Raw genomic sequence first — 22,689 nt, 5'->3', positions numbered from 1 at the left:
TACAAGCAAATGACCTAGGGATAAAGCTTATGAGACATTTAAAAATTATTTTCTATTTCGAAACATCGCAATCCTTATCATCATAAGATCTTTCTCAAAGCATTTCATCTGGATAATCGAGTAAAATTCATCCAAAAAATGCCCAAAAATAAGGTTCATTTTTATCAAATATCAACATTACTTGATTTGGGCATTAATTATACAGACTTAAACGAATATTTTTCTGCCTGGACAAATGAAAAAGCCGATAAAACTAAGTTATCGGCTTTAACTTAAATAGTATATAACCTCTTTTTACCAAAAATACCAGTAAAAAGCACCTGTTAAAGCCAAAATAATACCCGAATGAATAACATCCCATTTATTCCAGCTTTTACGGTCTTCTTCATTATCTTCTTTAGTGGTAGTACCAAACACCAATCCTTTAATTTTTTGTGCTTCTGGTGCTTCAGTAGCTAAAGAAACCCCAATTACCACAAGAATACAGAAAAGGAACATCCAACCACAGAAATATAGCCAGTTAAGATCGTAAAATAAGTATTTAAATAACGAATCTGGTGCATCAGCTAAATTACTGTAATACACTTTCGCCCCTAAACGTGTTAATCCTATAACCAATCCAGAAATTAAACCCCACATTCCGCCTTTTGCACTGGTTCGCTTCCAGGTAATTCCTAATAAGAAGGCTGAAGCAATTCCCGGTGCCAGTACAGATTGTACGTCTTGCAGATAGGTATACAATACATCACCTACACTTCTCATAATCGGAATCCATAAAATTCCCAATATCACAATAACAAGGGTAGCAACCTGACCTATTTTCACCAATTTCTTTTCTGGTGTTTCAGGTTTTAGACGCTTATAAAAATCGATCGTAAATAACATCGCAGACGAATTAAATAGCGAAGCTAAAGAACTCATCAATGCTGCTAAAATTCCGCAAACTACCAATCCTTTTACTCCTGCCGGTAACAACTTCGCTACCAAAGTAGGAAATGCGGCATCGGCATTGGCTACACCATTGTCCAAAAATGGTAGGAATCCTTCTCCCCCTGCCGAAATATTTTGATAATGAATCGAAAAAGCGATCATTCCGGGAATTAAGAATAAAAATACCGGTAATAACTTTAAATACGCGCCAAAAATAGTACCTCTACGAGACTCTTTTAAATTCTTTCCTGAAAGGACACGCTGAACGATATACTGGTCTGTACACCAATACCAAAATCCGATAATAGAAGACCCGATTAAAGCACCTAACCAGGGAAAATCTGGATCATTATTACTTCTTATAAGATTAGCCATAGAATCGCCATAATCATTCACTTCTATAGAGCTGGTAATGGCAATCATTTCATCCCATCCGCCTACTTCTTTAAGTCCTAAAACCACAATAATGGCCGACCCTAAAAGTAAAATTGGCGTTTGTAAAATTGAAGTATATAAAACCGACTTCATTCCCCCAAAAATGGTATATAAAGCGGTAATTAAAACCAAACCTATAGCTGCAATCCAGAAGAAATCGATCCCCCATAGTTTCTCAATTCCAAATACTTCCTGAAAAACAAGACCGCCGGCATACACCGTCACCGCAACTTTGGTAAGCACATAACTAATTAAAGAAATTACTGAAAGGATAGTACGTGATTGCTTATTATATCTTCTTTCTAAAAATTCGGGCATGGTATATACCATACTCCTGCTATAAAAAGGCACAAAAACCCAACCTAAAATTAAGATCATCCATCCCTGGATTTCCCAATGCGCCATGGCCATACCACTGGAAGCACCGGCACCGGCAAGACCAATTAAATGTTCAGATCCTATGTTTGAAGCAAATATCGATGTACCAATGGCAATCCAACCGGCATCTTTACCTCCCAGAAAATAATCGGCAGAATCGTTAGATTTTTGTCTTACTACATAAAGTATTACCCCAATAAGCATAAGACAAAACACTCCTATAACGATCCAGTCTAAAGTATCGAATGTTTGCATAGTATTATTTTACAGAGAATTTAAAGGTTGTTTTAGAGCTGTATTGCTCTCCCGGGTTTAAAACCACAGATGGGAAGTTTTCCTGATTGGGTGAATCTGGGTAATGTTGTGTTTCTAAACAAAAACCAGATCGTTTAGCATAGGTCCCTTTACCGCCCTGTTGTGGTAAAGTGCCATCAAGAAAATTACCGGTATAAAACTGAATTCCGGGTTCTGTAGTTGAAACTTCCATAAATCGTCCACTTTCAGGATCGTAAGCTGAAGCTGCAAAATGCATATCTTCGGTTTGATCATTTAACACCCAACAATGATCGTAACCTAATCCAAGCTTTAATTGTTCATTTTCAGCTTCAATTTCTTTACCTACTTTTTTAGCCTCCGTAAAATTAAAAGGAGTCCCTTCAACGTTTCTGATCTCTCCTGTAGGAATTAATGTTTTATCTACCGGCAAAAATTGATCAGCATTAATCACTACTTCGTGATCTAAAATGGTTTTATTAAAATCTCCTGTTAAATTAAAATAAGAATGTTGTGTAAGGTTAACCACTGTTTTTTTATCAGTCTGGGCCTCGTAATCAACATCCAAAGAATTATCTTCATTTAATGTATAAGTCACTTTTACATCAAGATTCCCGGGATATCCCATTTCTCCATCTTTACTTTTATACGTTAAAACTAATGAAGTACTATCTGCAGGAACTTCGGCCCTCCAAACTACTTTATCAAAACCTTTATCACCGCCATGTAAAGAATTTTGGCCATCATTCTGCGGAAGTTGATACGCTTCCCCATCTAAACTGAATTTACCACCGGCAATCCTGTTTCCAAAACGACCAATTAAAGCACCAAAATAAGGATGATCTGAAGTGTACTGACTTATGGAATCGAAGCCTAAAATTACATCTTCAAATTGGCCATTTTTATCTGGAACTTTGAGCGAAGTGATACGCCCGCCGTAGGTGATAATTTTCACTTCCATTCCTGCTTTGTTGGTTAAGGTATACTGCGCTACCTTTTCGCCTTCTGGAGTGGTTCCGTAATCTTCTTTGGTCAAGAAATCGATTTCGGATTCTGTAGTAGTTGCATTTTCCTGAGTCTTTTCAGACTTTCCGTCTCCCTTACAATTAGTAAGGGAAAACAGAAAACTGAACAGACATACAAAGTACACTGTATGCTTTATTTTTTTCATAATTTAAGTCGTATTACATTTTATGTTGAAAGAGATGATAATAAGCTTCGTTAGCATTAATGGTATCTTTAAAGGCCCTTATTTTAGTGTCCTCATCGATAACCAAAAGCTCTACGCCTGCAATATCCGCAAAATCTTCCATATATTCTGTAGTTAATGCCTGCGTATAAACAGTATGATGCGCCCCACCGGCTAAAATCCATGCAGTAGCAGCAACTTCGAGATCTGGTTTACAATCCCAAAGTACCCTTGCCACTGGCAATTTAGGTAATTCCTGCTCTGGTTCAACAGCTTCAACTTCGTTTACGATAAGTCTAAATCGATTACCCATATCTACCCAGGTTGCATTAATTGCGTTTCCTACAGGCGAATTAAACACTAATCGTACAGGATCTTCTTTCCCTCCAATACCTAATGGATGTACTTCACAAGATGGCTTCGCATCAGCTATACTTGGACATATTTCCAGCATGTGCGATCCCATTACCAAAGACTTCTCTGGTGTAAAGTGATATGTGTAATCTTCCATAAAAGATGTTCCGCCTTCCAGCCCTTGTGCCATTACTTTCATTACCCTGGTTAAAGCGGCAGTTTTCCAGTCGCCTTCACCTCCAAAGCCATAACCATCGGCCATTAAACGTTGTACAGCTATACCTGGTAATTGCTTTAACTCTCCCAGATTTTCAAAAGTATCTGTAAAAGCTTTAAATCCGCCTTCTTCTAGAAATTTACGCAGACCTAATTCAATTTTTGCAGCATCAATTAAAGACTGTCTTTTTTCGCCACCTTCTTTTAAACTATCGGTTAGATTATATTCTGTAGCGTAAGTATCCAATAATTTATTGAGTTCGTCCTCAGTAACCTCATTAATCTTCGCAACGATATCTGAAGAATCAAAAGCATTTACCGCTACCCCAAATTTCATTTGCGCCTCAACTTTATCACCTTCGGTTACGGCTACATTACGCATATTGTCACCAATACGGGCAACTTTAAGGTTTTGCATCTCGTCCCAACCTAAAGCTACACGAGACCAGATCCCAAGTTTTTTCTGTACACGTTCGGTTTTCCAGTGCCCTACGATAACCTTACGTTTTTTACGCATTCTAGACATCATAAAACCAAATTCGCGATCACCATGAGCAGATTGGTTAAGGTTCATAAAATCCATATCGATATCGCTCCATGGCACCTCTGCATTAAACTGCGTATGTAAATGGCAAAGTGGTTTGCTTAAAAGCGATAAACCTTTAATCCACATTTTAGCCGGTGAAAATGTATGCATCCAGGCTACTAAACCAATACATTTTTCTGAATTGTTAGCGTCACGCATTACGGCAACGATCTCATCTTCCGTTTTTACGGTGTCTTTATAAACAATCTTAACCGGAATTTCTGCAGAAGCGTCTAATCCTTCTACAATCTCTTTTGAGTTTTTAGCAACCTGTTCTAAAGTTTCAGGTCCGTACAAATGCTGGCTTCCTGTTATAAACCAGATTTCTTTACTTTCTATGGCAATCATTGAATATATTGTTAAGTTTATTAATTCTGACCGTAATACGCATTTTTACCATGCTTACGCTCATAATGTTTTTTAATTAAAGAATCTTTTAGTCTTGGTGCATTAGGGTTAATTTGTAAAGTGAGATAGGCCATTCTTGCTACTTCTTCTAAAACTTTACTGTTGTACACTGCTTTAGCTGCTGTTGGTCCCCAAGTAAAAGGACCGTGGTTACCCAACAATACCATTTGCACCTCTTCATAAGATAATTCCTTATCTTTAAAGCAATCCAGAATCTGGATGCCGGTATTGTGTTCGTAATTACCGGCAATAAGTTCGTCTTTCATTGGTGGTGCACATGGAATATCGGCAGTTAGATGATCTGCATGCGTAGTTCCAAAAATTGGAATATCTAACTGGGACTGGGCCCACGCTACAGAATATGTGGCATGGGTGTGAGCAATTCCCCCAATATTTTCCCAGTTTTTATATAAATAAGCATGTGTTTTTGTATCTGAGGATGGGCGCATTTTTCCTTCGATTACATTATTATCAAAGTCAAGGATCACAATATCTTCAGGCTTCAAATCGGCATAAGGAACTCCACTGGGCTTTATGGCAAAAACACCCTCTTTACGGTCTACTGCACTTACATTTCCGAAGGTATAAATAACAAGATCTAAAGCGTCAAGCTGCATATTGGCCTCGTAACACTCTTGCTTTAAAGATTTATATTTAGAGTTCATTTATTTTGATTTTTTAGTTATGCTTTCTTCAACAAACTGACTTAATTCTTTATAAGCTGCCATTTGTTTCTCAAACTCTCCTACCATTTCTGGTTGCGGATCATATTCAGCTTCAAAATCACTACCTAAGGTTTTGCTGGCTGTAATAACATCATCATACAAGCCTGCGGCCACAGCAGCATAAACTGCCGAACCTAAAGCTGGTGCTTCATCTGATGCTGCTACTTTAATAGGCATATTTAAAGTATTGGCCAGGGTTTGCATGATGTAAGCAGATTTTCTCGCTACTCCCCCAATACCAATTACTGTTTTGATCTCTACGCCTTCTTCTTTAAAACGGTCTACAATTTCTTTGGCTCCAAAACAAATAGCATTTACTAAGGCTTTAAAAATATGCGGTGCTTTGCTGCCCAGGGAAAGATTGCTGATAGCACTTTTTAATTCCTGATTTGCATCTGGAGTGCGGCGACCGTTAATCCAATCTAAGGCTACCGGAATACTATCGTTTAGGTCTATTGCTTCAGCTTCAGCAGACAATTCCTTTATAAATTTCTTATCTACTTCTTCTTTTAAAGCTTCGATCTGTTCTTCGGAAAGGATTTCTGAATTATAAACCAGATGATTTAAAGGCCAGGAAAGTACATTTTTAAACCAGGCCAGTACATCGCCAAAAGCAGATTGACCTGCTTCTAAACCAATCATACCCGGGATAACAGAACCATCTACCTGTCCGCAAATTCCTCTAACCGTCTTGTCCCCTACTACTTTATAAGGAGAAACAATAATATCGCAGGTGGATGTTCCCATAACGCGTACCAAGGCATGCTCTTCAACTTTAGCACCTACAGCTCCTGAATGTGCATCGAATGTTCCTACGGCGATAACAGTATCTTCAGAAAGGCCTAATTTTGAGGCCCATTCTTTACTGATTTTGCCCGCTACCTCATCTGAAGTATAGGTTTCTATATATAGCTTTGAACGTAATTCGGCACAATAAGGATGTAATTTTCCTAAAAATTCTTCTGAAGGTAAACCTCCCCAGCTCTCGTGCCACATGGCTTTATGACCTGCACCACAACGACTTCTTTTAAATGAAGCCAGATCGGTATCTTCAATAAGAATATAGGTCATCATATCGCAATGCTCCATCCAGGAATACGCGGCATTTTTTACCGCTTCATCTTCCCGAACAATATGGGTTATTTTTGCCCAAAACCACTCTGAAGAGTATATCCCTCCTTCGTATTTGGTATAATTTTCACCACCCCAGGTTTCGGCTAATTCGTTAATCTCGTTAGCTTCTTTTATTGCGGTATGGTCTTTCCATAACACCATCATCGCATTTGGGTTATCGGTAAATCCATCTACCAATGCCAAAGGAGTTCCGTCTTCAGTAACCGGTACAGGAGAAGATCCTGTAGTATCTATACAGATACCCTTTACAGCTTCTCCTTTAACCCCGCTTTTTTCGATTACTCCTTTTATCGTTTTCTCTAAACCTTCAATATGATCTAGAGGGTGTTGCCGAAATCGATTTAGAGCAGCATCGCAGTAAAGCTGTTTTTTCCAGCGAGGGTACCAAAACGTATCTGAAGCAAGCTCCTTTCCGCTATTGGTATCTACCAGTACAGCTCTTACTGAATCTGTCCCATAATCAAGTCCTATTACATAAGTTTCCATGTATTTTAACTTTTGGTCTGAAACAAATATATAAATTAGTTTTTATTAAGTGTAATAAAAACACTTATAGTTTTAAGATTTCTTTAATTTTATAATATTTACTGAATTTGGTGCTAATTCAATAGTATTATTGTTTTTAATTTTTACTTCTTTTTCTACCGGAACAATGGTATTTGGCTCTTCAAAAGAATTATAGGCTTTAATATTATCGCCAGAAAGACAAATCCAATCTGCCTTCTTTTTAAAGGTACTACCCGAGATATTAAGTATTACTTCTTTATTTTCAGCAGAGGTATTCACCAATTTTAAAATAATTTCTTTCTTATCTGCATCGATAGCCGCAGTAGCATATATATCTTCATGTCCTATAATTTTATCCCCGTTGCTACGTACCTTTAGTACATTGGTTCCTTTGTTATTGGCAAATAACTTTTGCACGTAGTAATTTACCGTACCGTGAGAAGACAAATTATCGAACCAAATTAGATCTGGTGCCCATTGCCATGCATCTTTATGAGCCATAAGTGGTGCATACGAAGTAAGATGAACCACATCGGCATTACGTTCTAAGCCGGTCATAAATGCAGCTTCGGCCACCGCAGCTTCCAGATTATTTTCTTTAGGACCATCTTCGGCTTTTGGATGCGCCGCATATTCACCGGCAAAAACTTTAGGGCCGTTACGGTCATAATCATCATAACGATCTGCATTTGCCTTAAACCACTCCGGTGATTTGTAATAATGTTCATCTACCAGTTGGGCATCTAATTTTTTGAGTTGCTCCCATCCATAATCAAAATATTCCCCATCGGGCGAAGGACCACTTCCTGAAACAATAATAATCTCGGGATATTTTTCTTTAATGGCTTTCGCAAAAACTTCATATCGCTCGATATATTCCTGTCCCCACTGCTCGTTTCCTACACCTATAAATTTTAGGTTAAAAGGCTCGGGGTGTCCCATATTGGCACGCACTTTTCCCCATTTAGAAGACGTATCACCATTAGCAAATTCTATTAAATCCAAGGCATCTTGTACATAAGGATCTAAACCATCCATAGGCGCTAACTCTCCTGTATTGTACTGGCAGGCAATACCGCAACTTAAAATAGGTAATGGCTCGGCTTCTAAATCTTCTGAAAGTTGAAAATATTCAAAAAAACCAAGTCCAAAACTTTGGTAATAATCTGGTGTTAGTTTATTTGAAAACTCGGTATTCCAACGGTTTACGAGCATTTCACGATCTTCTATTGCTCCTACTGTTTTTTTCCATTGGTAGCGTTTTTCCAGTGTTCTTCCCTCTACGATACATCCCCCTGGAAATCTTAAAAACCCTGGTTGTATATCGGCTAATAATTGTACTAAATCTTTACGCAATCCATTTTTTCGGCCTTTCCAGGTCTCTTCGGGAAACATAGAAATCATATCCATATCTATAGATCCTTTGCCTGAAAATGTGATTCTTAATGTTGCTTTTTCGACTGTTTTAGAAGGTGTAATTGTTACTTCAGAAGTTGTCCAGTTATTTCCTTTTGGAGCGATTGAAGCTTCTCCAAAAACATCTTCGTTTTCATCTAAAAGCTCAAATTTTATTGCTGAAATTCCATTAACCTTTCCAGTCATTACTGAAATTCGATAATTTTCATCTGCTTTTACGCCCATTCCTCGAAAACCTTCATTGATGATCTCGTAACCGGAAGCATCATTGATCTCGAACCTGGCGTAATTTTTATTTCCGGTGTTATCTGTATAATTTATGATTTTCGCTATTCCAGAATTTTTATTTAAAGAGTGGCGGTTACTGTTAGGTTCCTTCCACCCCATTTTAGGAGATTCAAACTCAAAAGAGCGGTTTTTTATAAGCTCGGCATACAATCCACCATCGGCTGCAAAATTGATATCTTCAAAAAATATCCCGTACATGGTGGGCTGAATTTCTGCAATGCTTTTTGAAGCATCTACATCTATTGGGGTTTGTGCAAAGGCACTGGCGCCAATAGCCAAAGCGGCCGCAACACTTAAGTTTTTAATTCTCTTCATATTGTTGATTTTTGTTTGAGTTTTCATCTAATTTCTATTCCATTGGTGATACTTTTCAACATTTTGTATAAATGCAATTGTATCTAAGTATACCAATATTTGGGGTTTAAAGTCTATTTTTGGGTCGCATACAACTTTTAAAATATTCTCCTTTCGGCAGAACTAAAGTTTGGGCTACCAGTAGTCGCTAATCTAACTTGCTGAATATTTTTATTGCTTTTTCATTAATCGAACACCATAGATACCGGCTGTTCTAGAACCCGGTTCGGCTTCAAAGCGTATGCTTAAGGTATTGTTTTTCTGTTCTACTATTTTCTTTGGCAACTCGTAATCTTTGGTAAAAAATTCAGCTCCATTTTCACCTTTTAGATGTTCAGTGGCAACCAATTCTCCATTTACCAAAATCTTGAATTTTCGATCCCTATCTTGTCCAAAGTAGGTTAATCTAATTCTTGCAGCTTCATTATTTGTATCCTTAAATTCGTAGCTAAACCAACCGGTAGCATCACGCCAGTGGCGATCCCTGTTTACGCCTGCATTGGAATTTTCTGTTTTAATAAAATGATCTGATTCGGGTTGTTGTTCCCCCGGACTCACATAATCAATCGTTTTTTCTTCTAGCTCACGTTCGGCAATTTCCTGTTCTTTTCTTTTTTGCTGAATGGCGGCGAGGCTTTCTGGTGACTCTACCGGCAAGTAAATCACATATCTGGAATCATGAACTTTATAAAAAGGCTCGAATTCTAAATCCTGAAATTCTGAAGGATATAAAACCGATTTTGCCGAAAATCGAAGGTCTTTTTTAGCGTCTACCTGCACTTTAGAAGCCAGATCGTCTAGATTTTCTAAAAGAAAAATTGGAGTTTCTGAAAGTGGGATCTTTTTTCCCTCGGCAATATGTCCTCCTCTACTCGCATCGGCAAATAGACCTTTTAAGTCTTCTTTACTTGTTTTAGCAGCCAACACCAATGGCCCATATTTTAAAAATTCGTAATTTGAACCATCAGGTAATCCTTCCGAAGAAATGTTCATGGGCAATTTCATAGAAATTTGATCTCCATTTTTCCATTTTCTAGGGATAGAAATATAAGAGCCCGGTTTTTTATCGAATTTCACTGCTTTGCCATTTACTAAAACTTCAAAACCAGTGCCTGCCCAAGCTGGATAACGCAGATTAATATTTAATTTTTGAGGCTTTTTAGTTTCAATTTTAAAAGAAGTTGTTTCAGCATTCGGGAAATCGGTTTCCTGGATCAATTTAAAATTTTTGGCTTCCCAGTTCACTTCCGAGGGAATAAAAAGATTTACATACAGTGCATCATCGCTATGCGCGTAGATCATTTCGTTATATTTTCCGTGATTTTCTAAACCAGAACCTACACAACACCACATGCTGGTTTCTGGCTGCGAATACACCCGGTAATGGCCGGGTCGCATAGGCGTAAAATATACGAATCCGCCCTCGGGATGCTGTGAAGAAAGGATATGATTATACAATCCCTTTTCGTAAAAATCCATATATTTTTCTTCGGGATCGGCTAAAAACAATTTCTCGCTTAACTTCAACATATTGTAAGTATTACAGGTTTCTGGTCCCTGAACGCTGCTCATCATACTTGAAAAATCATTAGCGGGATGAAAATGCTCCCTAACACTGTTCCCTCCAATAGAAACGGTTCTATGATTCACTACATTTTCCCAAAAATAAGAAGCCGCATTATGATAATCTTTATTTTGATCTAAAGCGGCAATTGTTTCATATCCAATCACTTTTGGGATTTGTGTATTGGCATGCATTCCGTTTAAAATATCTTTCTCATTTTCTAAAGGATGAAGCACTTCTTTTTGCGTAAAAGCATAGGCTAAATCCAGATATTTTTGGTCTCTGGTAATTTTATAGACATCTGCAAAAGTTTCGTTTAATCCCCCGTGTTCTGATTTTAGCATTTGCTGTATTTGCTCTTCAGAAAGATGAGCGGTGACATCAATCATCCAATCGGTTAGATCGATAAGCATTTGTTTTGCCTGCTCGTTACCGCCAATAAGATAGGCATCGCGTAAACCGGCAAAGGTTTTATGAATATTATAGAGCGGTACCCAGCCTCCATTAAGACTAAATCCTCCTGCGTTTATTTTTCCTTCTGAAATTTCGGTCCAGATGCGTTTACTATCGGGAATACCGCCTAAGTAACCATTTCCATTTGCATCCTGCGCTTTTTTTAGTTCAGCAATCATATAATTTAATCGCTCTAAAGCTTCTTCACTACCGGCTGAAGCATACATTTGCGCTAGCGCCGTTAAATAATGCCCACCAATGTGCCCATCTAAGCCCGTATTTTCCCAGTTAGGATAACTCTCTGCTTTGGGCTTTAAACCGGCCTCTCTTAAAAAAGGAGCCAATAAACGATCGGGCTCCATTTGCAGGATATAATCCAAATCGGTATACATTGCCTCTTCAAATAAACTTTCATGAAGTTTTACATTCTTAAGATCAAAAAGCGATAATTGATTTTGCTGCGCAAATGAGGTGGCACTAACAATTGCTGTTCCTATCACCAACCCTACTTTTTTAAAACTCGGGATCCTACTATTCATATAATACAATTAACTGACTATTTTATTTGATAATCAAGGCTTCCTTTCCATTATTAAACCTTGATATAAGCTTAAGCTACAATCCTAAAAAAAGGAATCATCATTAGAGCATTTTTGCTCTAATGATGATGAAATTGGCTAATTTATGAGGTCTTTTTGCTAATCATGTTTTAATCGATAATGTCGATGTAATGCCCGGTTCCTTCTTGATAGCTATGGAGATCGGGATGACTCGAAATAAAAAATAATTTTCTAATAAATGCCTCATGGGTAGTTTATTTACTCTCCAAAACCACTACAGAGAAAGGAGGTAAAGTTATTTTTAAAGTTCCTTTTTTGAATTTAAAATCCTTAAATGCTACAGGTGTTATTTTTTCTGGTTCATCAAAAGTGTTATGATCTTGTAATTCCTCGGAAACTAAAATTTCTGCAATAAAATCATCAATATCGAATCCTGAAAGATCAAACTCCACTTCGTTTTCGTTTTTGGCATCGATATTTACCGCAGAAATATGCACCACACCTTTACTATCTTTAGAAGCAGATACTGACACTGCGGGTAATGATTCTCCTTCAAATTCGTATTTTGGCGAATCGAAATCTACCGGAAGCAATTGTGCATCCTGGTGAACTTTATACATTTCCATCACATGATAGGTTGGTGTAAGGATCATTTTAGCTCCATCTGTTAATGCTACGGCCTGTAATACATTTACCGTTTGGGCTAAATTTGCCATTTTAACACGCTTACTGTGATTGTTGAAAATATTTAATGAAACACCGGCGATCATCGCATCCCGCATCGTATTTTGCTGATATAAAAATCCGGGATTTGTTCCTTCCTGAACGTTATACCATCCTCCCCATTCGTCTACTATAAGATCAATTTCTCCTTTAGGATCATATTTGTCCATGATTTCACTATGCTTGGTCACCAGCTCTTCCATTTTTAAAGCGGTTTGCATAGTTGAAAAATACTGGGATTCATTAAAATCTACCGCATCTCCTTTATCACCCCATTCTACAAAAGAATAAGAGTGTAATGCCACTCCTTCTATTAATTGATGAGGAACATCTCGCATTAAGACCTCTGTCCAATGATAATCGTCTACATTGGCACCAGATGCGATTCTGTATAATCCGGTTTCGTTATCCCAACTGGTCATAAATGTTGCGTACTGGCGATAAAGATTGGCGTAATATTCAGGGGTCATGTTACCTCCACAACCCCACATTTCGTTACCTACACCCCAATATTTAACTCCCCATGGTTTTTCCCTTCCGTATTCTTTACGAAGATTGGCCATGGGGCTTTCTCCATCGTGATTTACATACTGAATCCAATCGGCAAACTCTTTTACCGTTCCGCTACCAATATTTGCAGCCAGGTAAGGTTCTGCTCCTAGAACCTCACAAAGGTTTAAGAAATTATGCGTACCAAAACTATTATCCTCGGTAACTCCTCCCCACCATTGATTTACAATCGTAGGACGATCTTCTTTAGGTCCTATCCCGTCTTTCCAGTGGTAGGTATCTGCAAAGCAACCTCCAGGCCATCTAAGAATCGGAATTTGAAGGTTTTTAAGTGCCTCGATCAAATCGTTACGAACACCATCTGTATTTGGGATCTCACTGTCTTCACCTACATACAATCCGCCATAAATACAACGACCTAAATGCTCTGCAAAATGACCATAAATATTACGGTTTATTACCGGAGCGCTTTCATCATTTTTAATGGTTACTGAAGTTTGAGCTTGCAAGGCAGAAAAAGAAAGCACCAAAAAAAGTAATGATAAATTAAGGAATCTGGTTTTTTTCATAGTATTTGATTCGAGTTATAAATTTGCTGAATTTGACTTTAATGAATTATGAATTTTATTTAGCTTAAAATTTAACCTGAATGCTACTAAATGATCAAATCACCCGAAAAGGTTTTCGGGGTTATTTGAAAATTTCCATTCTTTTGTTTTAAATCTAAAGAAAACAACTTTAATCATTATAAGTGTAAATATCACATTTCCAAATTTAATTAAAGTTTGCTTAAAAAAGCAAATATTTTTTTAGATATTTTTAACTATCCATAATCAAATAAATGAATCTCGTAATTTTACCCTTGGTTATAGGAGCTGGAACATGGTTTTCTAGTATTTTTTTAAATTTTTCTATTACTTTCGAAGTCGATTACCATTATGATTTACTTTTAAATTATCCTAAATTGCCATTTTAAATCCTATCTATGATTCATAGTTATAGTTCTGAAGATAAAGTGCTACTTGCTGTAGACTGTATCATTTTTGGTTTCGATGAAGAAGAACTTAAAATTTTACTTATTAAAAGAGATTTTAAACCTGAACGTGGCAAATGGTCACTTATGGGAGGCTTTCTTAAAAAGGATGAAAATCTGGATCAGGCTGCCAATAGAATCTTACATCACCTAACCGGGATCAATAATGTATATTTAGAGCAACTGTATAATTTTAGTAAAGTAGATCGAGATCCGGTGGAAAGAACCTTATCGGTATCTTATTTTGCTTTAATCAATATTGCCGAGCATAATACTGAGTTAACCGAAAATTATTCTGCCAAATGGTTTACTTTATCTGAAGCTCCTTCCCTAATTTTTGATCACGGTAAAATGGTAAAACATGCTATTAGCAGATTACGTTACCGTGCTTCAAACGGCCCTATTGGGTTTGAATTACTTCCGGAGAAATTCACCATGAGACAACTCCAAAAGTTATACGAAGCGATTTTAGGGGAAGAATTAGATAAGCGTAATTTTATTAATAAAATCAACTCGCTGGATATTTTGGTGAAATTGGATCAAAAGGACATGAGTTCTTCCAGAAAGGGAAGTTTTCTCTACAAATTCGATCAGGAAAAATATAAGCGTAAAACCGATGATGGTTTTTCATTTAAATTATAATTAAAAGCCTTGCTTCAAAATAAATGATTGCTATCGCCTAAACTGCCAAATCACAATTATTACAAAAACGGGATAACCGAAACATTATAAAAAAAGCCGACTAATTTAAATTAGCCGGCTTTTTTATTAAAACCTGTTAAGGGGGATATCAAGTTTTTTTGTCTTTCTTATCCTAAAGTAATGGTTTTTGTAATTGTACGGTCTCCTACTCTTAAAGAGATGATGTATTTTCCTGCTGGAACCTCAGAGAAATCAAAAGTTTTCTTTACTACAAGATCATTATTTGTAGAAGAAGTCATTAAATTACCTTCTGCATCGTAAACTCTAAAAGTTGCATCTTCGTAACCTGGATTGGTAAAAGAAACCATTACTTTATCTTCTAAAGTCTTGTAAAAAGGCTTAAAAAAGATTTTTGAAGATGCTTTATTTACGGTTACTCCGTCTGTATTCTTATTAATAACGGTAGTTACAATACTATCTTCTTTTTCAAAATTTAAAAAATAGGTTCCTTTTGGGATGCTATGAAGATCTAAAGCTTTTTTATAAGAAGTCTCCATTAAAGTATCTTTAAAAAGAACCTCTCCATTCATATCTGTTAAAATTAAAGTAGAACCTTCCTGAGTATTATCTAGTGCTACCATTAATTTCTCTTCTTTCACTTTTACTTCTATATCCTTAGCACTTAGCGTGTTTACTAATCCTAATGCTAAAACCAAAACTACTGTTCTAAATAGATTTTTCATGATCTTCGGTGTTTTTGTTAAATTACTAATTATCCGTCAACAAATATAGAGCGAAACATGAGCGAAGATTAATAGAGAATATACTAAAATATGTGCTATTTTAACCGAAAATATTATCGTAAATGGTTAATTTTGTACTTAGAACATTTTTAGGTTAATTTTCAACATAATGAAATGTTTGTAATTTGAAGCTTTATTTCGGCTAAAACGTTATCGATATGATAAAATCACAAAAAGCAGTCTTCGAAAAGGTTGAACCTCAATTTGGTAGTTCGTTTAGATACCAGACGTTCGATTATTCAAGCCCCAATAAAAACAACAATTTTTGGCATTATCATCCAGAAATAGAACTGGTGTATATAAGTAGCGGGTCGGGAAAAAGACAAATTGGGAGTCATGTTTCCTATTATCGCCAGGGTGATCTTATCCTTATTGGTTCTAATTTACCCCATTGCGGTTTTACCAGTACATTAAATCGATACGAAAGGGAAACAGTTATCCAAATCCATCCAGATTTTTTGGGAAAGACCTTTTTTAATATCCCTGAAACCAAAAATATTGTTACCCTTTTGGAAACCGCCAAAAAAGGAATTGTTTTTCATGGTGAGGATAAAAGATATATAGGGGAAAAAATAGAAGAACTTAAACATCGAACTCCCTTTGGACGACTGGTCGCCTTGCTCGAAATTTTTAAGCATCTGGAAGAAGCCAGAAATTATACCATTCTAAATGCCCAGGGTTTTATTTTAGAAACAGAGCTACAGGATAACAACCGTATTAACCAGATCTTTAATTTTGTAAAAGAAGAGTTTAAAAGATCGATTACTTTAGAAGAAGTTGCTGAGCTTACTAGCATGACGGTCCCTGCTTTTTGCCGATTCTTTAAAAAAATAACCGGTAAAACATTTACACAGTTTGTAAATGAGTATCGCCTTACCCACGCCGCGAAGCTTTTACACGAAGAACAAATGAGTATTACCGATATTTGTTTTGAATGTGGCTTTAATAACTTCAGCCATTTTAACAAGCAATTTAAAAAATTTACTGGTAAATCACCTTCTAAATATAGGAATGAACTGCGAGTGCATCTCTCGTAAAGTACCTCGGGACAAGTCCACAAGGCATTCGTTGAAAACAAATTTTTAATTTCGAGGCAAGCCTCGGGGTATTATACCCTTTGGCGGTGCCAATAAAAAAAGTCCGTTTTTTCAAACGGACTCTTATATTTTCAAAAATCAAAAATCTTGGTGAATTATCCCTCGATAATGGATTATTTTTTCGATTATTCGTGCATAAACTTTTGCTTTGCAAGCAGTGTTTCTTCACTTTCTACGTGATCGTCATCTGGCACGCAACAATCTACCGGGCATACTGCCGCACATTGTGGTTCTTCGTGAAAACCTTTACACTCTGTACACTTATCTGGCACGATATAATAATATTCGTCACTTACCGGCTCCTGGGCTTCGTCAGCATTAGCTTCGGTTCCCGATGGTAATACGATGTCTCCAGAAAGTGCTGTACCATCTGCATAACGCCAGTCATCAGCTCCTTCATAAATTGCTGTATTTGGGCATTCCGGTTCGCAAGCGCCGCAGTTTATACATTCATCTGTTATAATGATTGCCATAGCTGTTTTTTTAATTTATAAAAATAACGCGATTCTTCTCTTTTACTTCCAGTTTTAGGAAATTTTATAGTTTTTCCAGTTAGGAAGTTTTAATTTCGCCGTTACAAATTTAACGTGAAGGCTTTTCATAACCAAATTAGGAATGACAATAAAAGAACGTATTTCATATTTTTCAAAATTAGGCGATTTTCTTAAGAATTTTAATGCTGAAAGCAATTCAGCGCTGAATCTTTCAGAAATCGATAAAAAATACTTCGACGAGCTGGAATACAAAATCAATTCCGCGGTACATTATAATGGCTGGTTTACCAAAGACAATGTCTTATTCGCTTTAAAGCAATGGAGCGAGGCTTTAACTACGGCTAATCTAGAAGCCTGGCTAAAGCCATATAATATTAAAGACGATATCAACCCAAAAACCATTGCGATTATCATGGCCGGAAATATTCCGCTGGTTGGTTTTCATGATTTTTTGAGTGTTTTAATGTCTGGAAATAATGTTCTTATAAAACCTTCAGATAACGACAAGCAGCTTTTACCGGTTTTATGTAATTATTTAGCAAAATTAAATAGTGAATTCGAATCTAAAATCACGTTCACTCAGGACCGATTAGAAAATTTTGATGCCGTAATTGCTACCGGTAGCAACAACACAGCACGTTATTTTGAATATTACTTTAAAAATAAACCGAATATTATTCGTAAAAACCGAAACTCGGTCGCCATTATTCGTGGAGATGAAACCGAAAACGAATTGAAGGCGCTGGCTGAAGATATTTTTAGATATTACGGACTTGGTTGCCGAAACGTATCGAAATTATTCCTGCCTAAAAATTACGATTTTGACCATTTCTATAAAGGGATTTATCATTGGAACGATATTATTAATCAAAATAAATACGCCAATAACTACGATTATAATAAAGCCGTTTATCTAATGAGCGAATTTAATATTCTGGATAACGGTTTTTTAATGCTAAAAGAAGATAAAGGCTTTGGCTCACCAATTTCAGTACTTTTTTATGAGTTTTATGAAGATGAAGCAGCGCTTCAACAACAACTAGAAGAAAAAGGGGAACAATTACAATGTGTGGTACGAAAAGAAGCTTCTGCAAAAAATGAAGTGAAATTTGGCGAAACTCAGCATCCAAAACTTTGGGATTATGCCGATGGTGTAGATACCATCCAATTTTTAATCAACTTAAACCAATAAATTCTTCGCTGTTTCCACAAATTTTGAAAAGTAAATTCAGAATTTACGACCTACAGCAAAGAAAAGCTCACAAATAGAGCTCAATCTAAATACCGTATGAAAAAACATAATTTTAGCGCAGGACCCTGCATTTTGCCACAGGAAGTTTTTGAAAAAGCTTCTGCAGCAGTATTGGATTTTAATAACAGCGGACTTTCAATTCTTGAGATTTCGCATCGTAGTGAGGCTTTTGTTTCGGTAATCGAAGAGGCTCGCGCTTTGATTTTAGAGCTTTTAGGACTTCAGAATAAAGGATATCAGGCCTTATTTTTACATGGCGGTGCCAGCATGCAGTTTTTAATGGTTGCCTATAATTTACTTGACAAAAAAGCGGCATATACCAATACCGGTACCTGGAGCAGTAAAGCAATTAAAGAAGCAAAATTGTTTGGTGAAGTGGTTGAAGTTGCCTCTTCTAAAGACAAAAACTTTAATTATATCCCAAAAGAATACAGCATCCCTACCGATGCAGATTATTTTCACTGTACCAGTAACAACACTATTTACGGAACACAGATGAAGTCTTTCCCTAAAACCGAAGTGCCACTGGTTTGTGATATGAGTAGTGATATTTTATCCAGAACGATGGATTTTAGTCAGTTTGATTTGATCTACGCCGGTGCGCAAAAAAACATGGGACCAGCTGGTGTAACACTCGCTGTGGTTAAAGAAGATATTTTGGGAAAAGTAAAGCGCCAAATTCCATCGATGATGAATTACCAGGTGCATATCGATAAAGACAGTATGTTTAACACCCCATCTGTATTTTCTATTTACACTTCTTTACTGAATTTACAATGGCTTAAGAATTTAGGTGGAATTGCAGGAATCGAAGATAAAAACAATAAAAAAGCGGAATTGCTTTATGCTGAAATAGATCGCAATCCACTATTTAAAGGTTTCGCTGAAAAAGAAGACCGCTCGATCATGAACCCTACTTTTAATCTTGCTGAAGGAGCTGATAAAGCTACTTTCGATAAGCTATGGAAAGAAGCCAATATTAACGGAATTAACGGCCATAGAAGTGTGGGAGGTTATCGAGCTTCTATGTACAATGCGATGCCTATAGAGAGTGTGCAGGTACTGGTAGATGTAATGCAGCATTTCGAAAAGATTTCATAATTAAGAAAAATAAAATTAAATGAATATTTTAGTTACCGATGGACTTTCACAAACCGCAGTTTCACAATTAACCGAAGCTGGGTTTAATGTTTTATCTGTGAAAGTTGCCCAATCTCAGCTAAAAGAATATATCAATGCCAAAAACATTGAAGGGATCATTACTCGTACTACCTTTATAGAAAATGAAGTTATTACAGGTGCACCACAATTAAAATTTATCGCTGTAATTGGTAACGAGCAGGTAGTAAGTTCTGTTGCTGAAGCCGAGAAAAATGGGATTCAGTTTATCACCGCTCCTGTTGCGGCAACAAGATCTGTAGCCGAACTTGTTTTTGCTCATATTCTTGGTGGAAGCCGATTTTTACATCACTCTAACCGAAATATGCCACTGGAAGGCGATATGAACTTTAAGGATCTAAGAAACTTCTATTCTGGCGGAATCGAACTTCAGGGAAAAACGATAGGAATTATTGGTTTTGGAAAAATTGGTCAGGAAATAGCTAAAATCGCCTTAGGTTTTGGGATGAAGGTTATCGCTACAGATCCTAATGTAGTTGGTGCCAAACTTCAACTAAAAATTCAGGATCAAAACGTCGAAATTGGATTAAAAACGGTGAATTTAGAGCAGGTTTTAGAAAATTCAGATATCATTTCTTTAAGTGTTTCTGAGCAGAAAAACCCAATTATTGGAGCTAAAGAAATCGCTTTAATGAAACCGAATGGGGGTATTGTAAACATCTCTAACGGAAATGCGATCGATGAAGAAGCTCTAATTGAAGCTCTAGAGGATGCTAAATTGAAATTTGCCGGTTTAGATACTTACGATAACGAGCCTACACCGGCAATAAAATTGTTAATGAACGAGCGTATTTCCTTAACTCCGCATATTGGCGGACTAACGGGTACGGCTACAGAACGATCTGCAGCGCTTATTGCCAAAGAAGTTATCGCTAAATTTCATGGCAAATCGGGTATGGATTTCTTTAAATAATTCCCTGAAATTTTAAGTATTTCTAAACTTCTTTCCAATCCCAATCTTAAAGAATTCATTTTTGTGATTAGGGATTGGAGAGAAAATATATACCATAAGCACTTACTGTAATTTTATAAGGTATGGGCTATAAAAGATTATAATAAAGATTTAACAGCAGTACCAATCTTTATTGATTAACTTCCGAAAATGATACCGGGTTTTTAAAGATGCAAAAATTTAGAAAATTGCCCTTATTAAAAGCAATAAAACTTTTACCATTATGGCTTCAATATTAGACATTCTAAACACCAATTTAGGGAAAGAACTTATAAATAAAGCTTCCGGTAAAACGGGGGTGCCTTTAAACAATGTTTCTTCTGTTTTAGGAATGGTACTTCCCTTAATTTTAGGAAACTTTAAAAATAAAATTCAGGAAGGTTATACCGAGTCTCTTAATGAAATGCTGGAAGAAGCTCCAAATCCTTCAAAATTTATGAGGGTATTTTCAGATAAAGAAACCGAAGATCTTTTAGAATGTGGTAGTAATTATGGTGAAATGATTTTAGGAGAGAACTTTAACAGCATTATCAACACTATAAGTGATTCTTTAAATGTCGACAAAGCGGCCGTACAAGAAATAACTACAATTTGTATTCCGGTAGTTATCGCTATTTTAAGCATTCAAAAGAAGAAAGAAAATATTAAAAATGACGAAATTGAGGATCTTATTGATAGTGCCCTAGGAAGCTCTTCTAAATATAACAATTCGTTTTTTGATACTATTTTCAATATAAAAAATAATCCAAATATTATTCCTGAAGCTTCAGCAATGGTTATTGGTAAAAAGAATAAAAAAGATAGTATTTTAAAAGGCTACACCGGTGGTAAATAATTTACTTTTTAGCTAAATTGCCAAAATGAAGTCCGTGTTTAGAGACTAAATTTGGCAAATAAATTTCAACCTAAATTTATCCGTTTGAAAAATATACTTTACATCGTCTTAATGGTGCTGTTTGTTTACAGCTGTGGATTAACGAAAAATAGTGGTAAAGGTCATAAAAATTCCAATACCGAAAATGATACGGTTAGAATCGCAAATGATAGTCTGGAATATGAAATCATTATCATTGAACCCGGTTTTAACCTGTTTATTAATAGTATTGCAAGACCCAAAGGATATTATTCCCAAAGTTACCTTGAAAATAAAAACCGCATTTTGGTGAACGATTATAATAATAGAGTTCGCCAACCAATGCGCTACAATAATAACCTATATGTACAGGAAATAAACTATGATCCGCAGATCGATTACGGATATGAGGTAAATTATTTGCTCTATTATTACTTTGTATATCTAAGCAGGCAGTATAATCAAAGATTTACGGTACCAACACGTATTTAAGATATTAAGGCTTTAAAACTCCATTCCTTTTAATATCTTTGCAGTATGGAGAAATTAAAAGAACGATGGGGACTAACCTCTAACCGCCAGTTGGTTGTCATCCTACTTGTTTTTGCAATTACAGGGTCTACTGCCGCAAAATTGGCTGCACCGGTAACAACTTTTCTAGGGATCACTCCACAGCATGACTGGTATGTATACTGGCCCGCTAGAATTTTATTTTTATTTCCTATTTATCAGGTTTTGTTAATCATAATTGGCTGGATATTTGGCCAATTTGAATTTTTCTGGGCATTTGAAAAAAAAATGCTTAGTCGGTTGGGTCTGGGTAAATTTTTTAAAGACTAAATGAAGAAAACGCTTAAAAATATATTTTTTGTTTTCGCGGCGTTTATCATCGTATTTCCGGCAATTGCTAATTTTGCACATGCCTTTAGCGGTCACCATCACGGCCTTTGTGATAATTATGCTAAGCAACATATTCATCACCCAGATTTAGATTGTAACCTACACAAGTTTCATCAAAGCCCTGCATTAAATCTAGAAATTTTACATTTTGAACCTGTTGTTATTAAAACACAGGCGAAACATCTTTTTAGCTTTTACGAATTTTTAAGCGATTATCAGTGTCTATTATTTGAGCTTAGAGGCCCACCTTCCATTATAGCATAATCAAGACAGTACCCCTTCCTTTTTTGCATAATAGAAAGGAAAAATATTTATGATTATTCGCAATATCATAAAATTTATAATCATGCTGTTCCTACAGCTATAGGTATTGATTTAGAATCTCCTTCTAAAATTTTGATTTTTAGTCAAAATAAGATGGAACTTCAAACCTATCAGACAGCGAACAGCTAGTATAAATGATTACTGATAACGGATATTC

The 22,689-nt window shown here is 36.2% G+C and carries 20 protein-coding genes; 10 read left to right on the top strand and 10 right to left on the bottom strand.

Translation table 11 applies throughout. The features are described from left to right. Positions 1-138: 138 nt before the first annotated feature. Positions 139-276, top strand: coding sequence for a hypothetical protein (locus L1967_RS14055; RefSeq protein ID WP_249602138.1), 138 nt, complete (start codon positions 139-141; stop codon positions 274-276). 18 nt (positions 277-294) lie between these two features. On the opposite strand, the gene L1967_RS14050 is transcribed toward L1967_RS14055, so the two are convergent. The 8 genes from L1967_RS14050 to L1967_RS14015 form a co-directional block, all read right to left on the bottom strand. Then, complete coding sequence (locus L1967_RS14050; protein ID WP_249602137.1) at positions 295-1,998, bottom strand: sodium:solute symporter; 1,704 nt, start codon at positions 1,996-1,998, stop codon at positions 295-297. A gap of 4 nt (positions 1,999-2,002) precedes the next feature. Continuing rightward, entirely contained in the window at positions 2,003-3,187 is a 1,185-nt protein-coding gene (locus L1967_RS14045; protein ID WP_249602136.1) for an aldose epimerase family protein, read from the bottom strand. 13 nt (positions 3,188-3,200) lie between these two features. Then, on the bottom strand, positions 3,201-4,709 hold the full coding sequence (gene araA / locus L1967_RS14040; RefSeq protein ID WP_249602135.1) for an L-arabinose isomerase: 1,509 nt from the start codon (positions 4,707-4,709) through the stop codon (positions 3,201-3,203). A 20-nt stretch (positions 4,710-4,729) separates the two neighbouring features. After that, positions 4,730-5,434 (bottom strand): L-ribulose-5-phosphate 4-epimerase, encoded by a 705-nt coding sequence (locus L1967_RS14035; RefSeq protein WP_249602134.1) that lies wholly within the window; start codon positions 5,432-5,434, stop codon positions 4,730-4,732. Next, positions 5,435-7,114, bottom strand: a complete 1,680-nt coding sequence (locus tag L1967_RS14030; RefSeq protein ID WP_249602133.1) for a ribulokinase — start codon at positions 7,112-7,114, stop codon at positions 5,435-5,437. A gap of 72 nt (positions 7,115-7,186) precedes the next feature. Next, positions 7,187-9,154, bottom strand: a complete 1,968-nt coding sequence (locus L1967_RS14025; protein WP_249602132.1) for an alpha-L-arabinofuranosidase C-terminal domain-containing protein — start codon at positions 9,152-9,154, stop codon at positions 7,187-7,189. A gap of 210 nt (positions 9,155-9,364) precedes the next feature. Beyond that, on the bottom strand, positions 9,365-11,749 hold the full coding sequence (locus L1967_RS14020) for a glycoside hydrolase family 127 protein (protein ID WP_249602131.1): 2,385 nt from the start codon (positions 11,747-11,749) through the stop codon (positions 9,365-9,367). A 275-nt stretch (positions 11,750-12,024) separates the two neighbouring features. Continuing rightward, on the bottom strand, positions 12,025-13,572 hold the full coding sequence (locus L1967_RS14015; RefSeq protein ID WP_249602130.1) for an alpha-N-arabinofuranosidase: 1,548 nt from the start codon (positions 13,570-13,572) through the stop codon (positions 12,025-12,027). Between the two features lie 416 nt (positions 13,573-13,988). On the opposite strand from L1967_RS14015, the gene L1967_RS14010 reads away from it, so the two are divergent. Beyond that, on the top strand, positions 13,989-14,678 hold the full coding sequence (locus tag L1967_RS14010; RefSeq protein ID WP_249602129.1) for an NUDIX hydrolase: 690 nt from the start codon (positions 13,989-13,991) through the stop codon (positions 14,676-14,678). Positions 14,679-14,845: 167 nt separating this feature from the next. Here L1967_RS14010 and L1967_RS14005 read toward each other — a convergent pair whose 3' ends face one another. Beyond that, positions 14,846-15,421, bottom strand: coding sequence for a T9SS type A sorting domain-containing protein (locus tag L1967_RS14005; RefSeq protein WP_249602128.1), 576 nt, complete (start codon positions 15,419-15,421; stop codon positions 14,846-14,848). Between the two features lie 218 nt (positions 15,422-15,639). Here L1967_RS14005 and L1967_RS14000 point away from each other — a divergent pair, with 218 nt between their 5' ends. Next, positions 15,640-16,518 carry an AraC family transcriptional regulator gene (locus tag L1967_RS14000; RefSeq protein ID WP_249602127.1) on the top strand — a complete coding sequence of 293 codons (879 nt, stop codon included), beginning with the start codon at positions 15,640-15,642 and terminating at the stop codon, positions 16,516-16,518. Positions 16,519-16,703: 185 nt separating this feature from the next. On the opposite strand, the gene L1967_RS13995 is transcribed toward L1967_RS14000, so the two are convergent. Beyond that, positions 16,704-17,051, bottom strand: a complete 348-nt coding sequence (locus tag L1967_RS13995; RefSeq protein WP_249602126.1) for a 4Fe-4S dicluster domain-containing protein — start codon at positions 17,049-17,051, stop codon at positions 16,704-16,706. Positions 17,052-17,193: 142 nt separating this feature from the next. On the opposite strand from L1967_RS13995, the gene L1967_RS13990 reads away from it, so the two are divergent. The 7 genes from L1967_RS13990 (at position 17,194) to L1967_RS13960 (ending at position 22,472) form a co-directional block, all read left to right on the top strand. After that, positions 17,194-18,264: an acyl-CoA reductase gene (locus tag L1967_RS13990; protein ID WP_249602125.1), complete on the top strand. Its 1,071-nt coding sequence runs from the start codon at positions 17,194-17,196 to the stop codon at positions 18,262-18,264. A 96-nt stretch (positions 18,265-18,360) separates the two neighbouring features. Continuing rightward, entirely contained in the window at positions 18,361-19,425 is a 1,065-nt protein-coding gene (gene serC / locus L1967_RS13985; RefSeq protein WP_249602124.1) for a 3-phosphoserine/phosphohydroxythreonine transaminase, read from the top strand. Positions 19,426-19,444: 19 nt separating this feature from the next. Further along, a complete protein-coding gene (locus L1967_RS13980; protein WP_249602123.1) occupies positions 19,445-20,416 on the top strand; it encodes an NAD(P)-dependent oxidoreductase in 972 nt (323 codons plus the stop codon). A gap of 262 nt (positions 20,417-20,678) precedes the next feature. After that, entirely contained in the window at positions 20,679-21,290 is a 612-nt protein-coding gene (locus L1967_RS13975; RefSeq protein ID WP_249602122.1) for a DUF937 domain-containing protein, read from the top strand. An 84-nt stretch (positions 21,291-21,374) separates the two neighbouring features. Continuing rightward, positions 21,375-21,800 carry a DUF6146 family protein gene (locus tag L1967_RS13970; RefSeq protein ID WP_249602121.1) on the top strand — a complete coding sequence of 142 codons (426 nt, stop codon included), beginning with the start codon at positions 21,375-21,377 and terminating at the stop codon, positions 21,798-21,800. 45 nt (positions 21,801-21,845) lie between these two features. Continuing rightward, the gene (locus L1967_RS13965) at positions 21,846-22,148 is read left to right on the top strand and encodes a DUF6787 family protein (protein WP_249602120.1); all 303 of its coding nucleotides are present in this window, start codon (positions 21,846-21,848) and stop codon (positions 22,146-22,148) included. Beyond that, the gene (locus L1967_RS13960; RefSeq protein ID WP_249602119.1) at positions 22,149-22,472 is read left to right on the top strand and encodes a hypothetical protein; all 324 of its coding nucleotides are present in this window, start codon (positions 22,149-22,151) and stop codon (positions 22,470-22,472) included. Positions 22,473-22,689 lie beyond the last annotated feature (217 nt).

Origin of the sequence: Zunongwangia pacifica, assembly GCF_023499215.1 — a bacterium.
GTDB lineage: Bacteria > Bacteroidota > Bacteroidia > Flavobacteriales > Flavobacteriaceae > Zunongwangia > Zunongwangia pacifica.
Note: the sequence above shows the minus strand (reverse complement) of the source record. Positions and strands in the feature narration are given on the sequence as shown.

Excerpts from the sequence above, each read along its gene's own strand:
- L1967_RS14055 (WP_249602138.1), top strand. The coding sequence starts at position 139 with ATGCCCAAAAATAAGGTTCATTTTTATCAAATATCAACATTACTTGAT.
- L1967_RS14050 (WP_249602137.1), bottom strand. The coding sequence starts at position 1,998 with ATGCAAACATTCGATACTTTAGACTGGATCGTTATAGGAGTGTTTTGT.
- L1967_RS14045 (WP_249602136.1), bottom strand. The coding sequence starts at position 3,187 with ATGAAAAAAATAAAGCATACAGTGTACTTTGTATGTCTGTTCAGTTTT.
- araA (WP_249602135.1), bottom strand. The coding sequence starts at position 4,709 with ATGATTGCCATAGAAAGTAAAGAAATCTGGTTTATAACAGGAAGCCAG.
- L1967_RS14035 (WP_249602134.1), bottom strand. The coding sequence starts at position 5,434 with ATGAACTCTAAATATAAATCTTTAAAGCAAGAGTGTTACGAGGCCAAT.
- L1967_RS14030 (WP_249602133.1), bottom strand. The coding sequence starts at position 7,114 with ATGGAAACTTATGTAATAGGACTTGATTATGGGACAGATTCAGTAAGA.
- L1967_RS14025 (WP_249602132.1), bottom strand. The coding sequence starts at position 9,154 with ATGAAGAGAATTAAAAACTTAAGTGTTGCGGCCGCTTTGGCTATTGGC.
- L1967_RS14020 (WP_249602131.1), bottom strand. The coding sequence starts at position 11,749 with ATGAATAGTAGGATCCCGAGTTTTAAAAAAGTAGGGTTGGTGATAGGA.
- L1967_RS14015 (WP_249602130.1), bottom strand. The coding sequence starts at position 13,572 with ATGAAAAAAACCAGATTCCTTAATTTATCATTACTTTTTTTGGTGCTT.
- L1967_RS14010 (WP_249602129.1), top strand. The coding sequence starts at position 13,989 with ATGATTCATAGTTATAGTTCTGAAGATAAAGTGCTACTTGCTGTAGAC.
- L1967_RS14005 (WP_249602128.1), bottom strand. The coding sequence starts at position 15,421 with ATGAAAAATCTATTTAGAACAGTAGTTTTGGTTTTAGCATTAGGATTA.
- L1967_RS14000 (WP_249602127.1), top strand. The coding sequence starts at position 15,640 with ATGATAAAATCACAAAAAGCAGTCTTCGAAAAGGTTGAACCTCAATTT.
- L1967_RS13995 (WP_249602126.1), bottom strand. The coding sequence starts at position 17,051 with ATGGCAATCATTATAACAGATGAATGTATAAACTGCGGCGCTTGCGAA.
- L1967_RS13990 (WP_249602125.1), top strand. The coding sequence starts at position 17,194 with ATGACAATAAAAGAACGTATTTCATATTTTTCAAAATTAGGCGATTTT.
- serC (WP_249602124.1), top strand. The coding sequence starts at position 18,361 with ATGAAAAAACATAATTTTAGCGCAGGACCCTGCATTTTGCCACAGGAA.
- L1967_RS13980 (WP_249602123.1), top strand. The coding sequence starts at position 19,445 with ATGAATATTTTAGTTACCGATGGACTTTCACAAACCGCAGTTTCACAA.
- L1967_RS13975 (WP_249602122.1), top strand. The coding sequence starts at position 20,679 with ATGGCTTCAATATTAGACATTCTAAACACCAATTTAGGGAAAGAACTT.
- L1967_RS13965 (WP_249602120.1), top strand. The coding sequence starts at position 21,846 with ATGGAGAAATTAAAAGAACGATGGGGACTAACCTCTAACCGCCAGTTG.
- L1967_RS13960 (WP_249602119.1), top strand. The coding sequence starts at position 22,149 with ATGAAGAAAACGCTTAAAAATATATTTTTTGTTTTCGCGGCGTTTATC.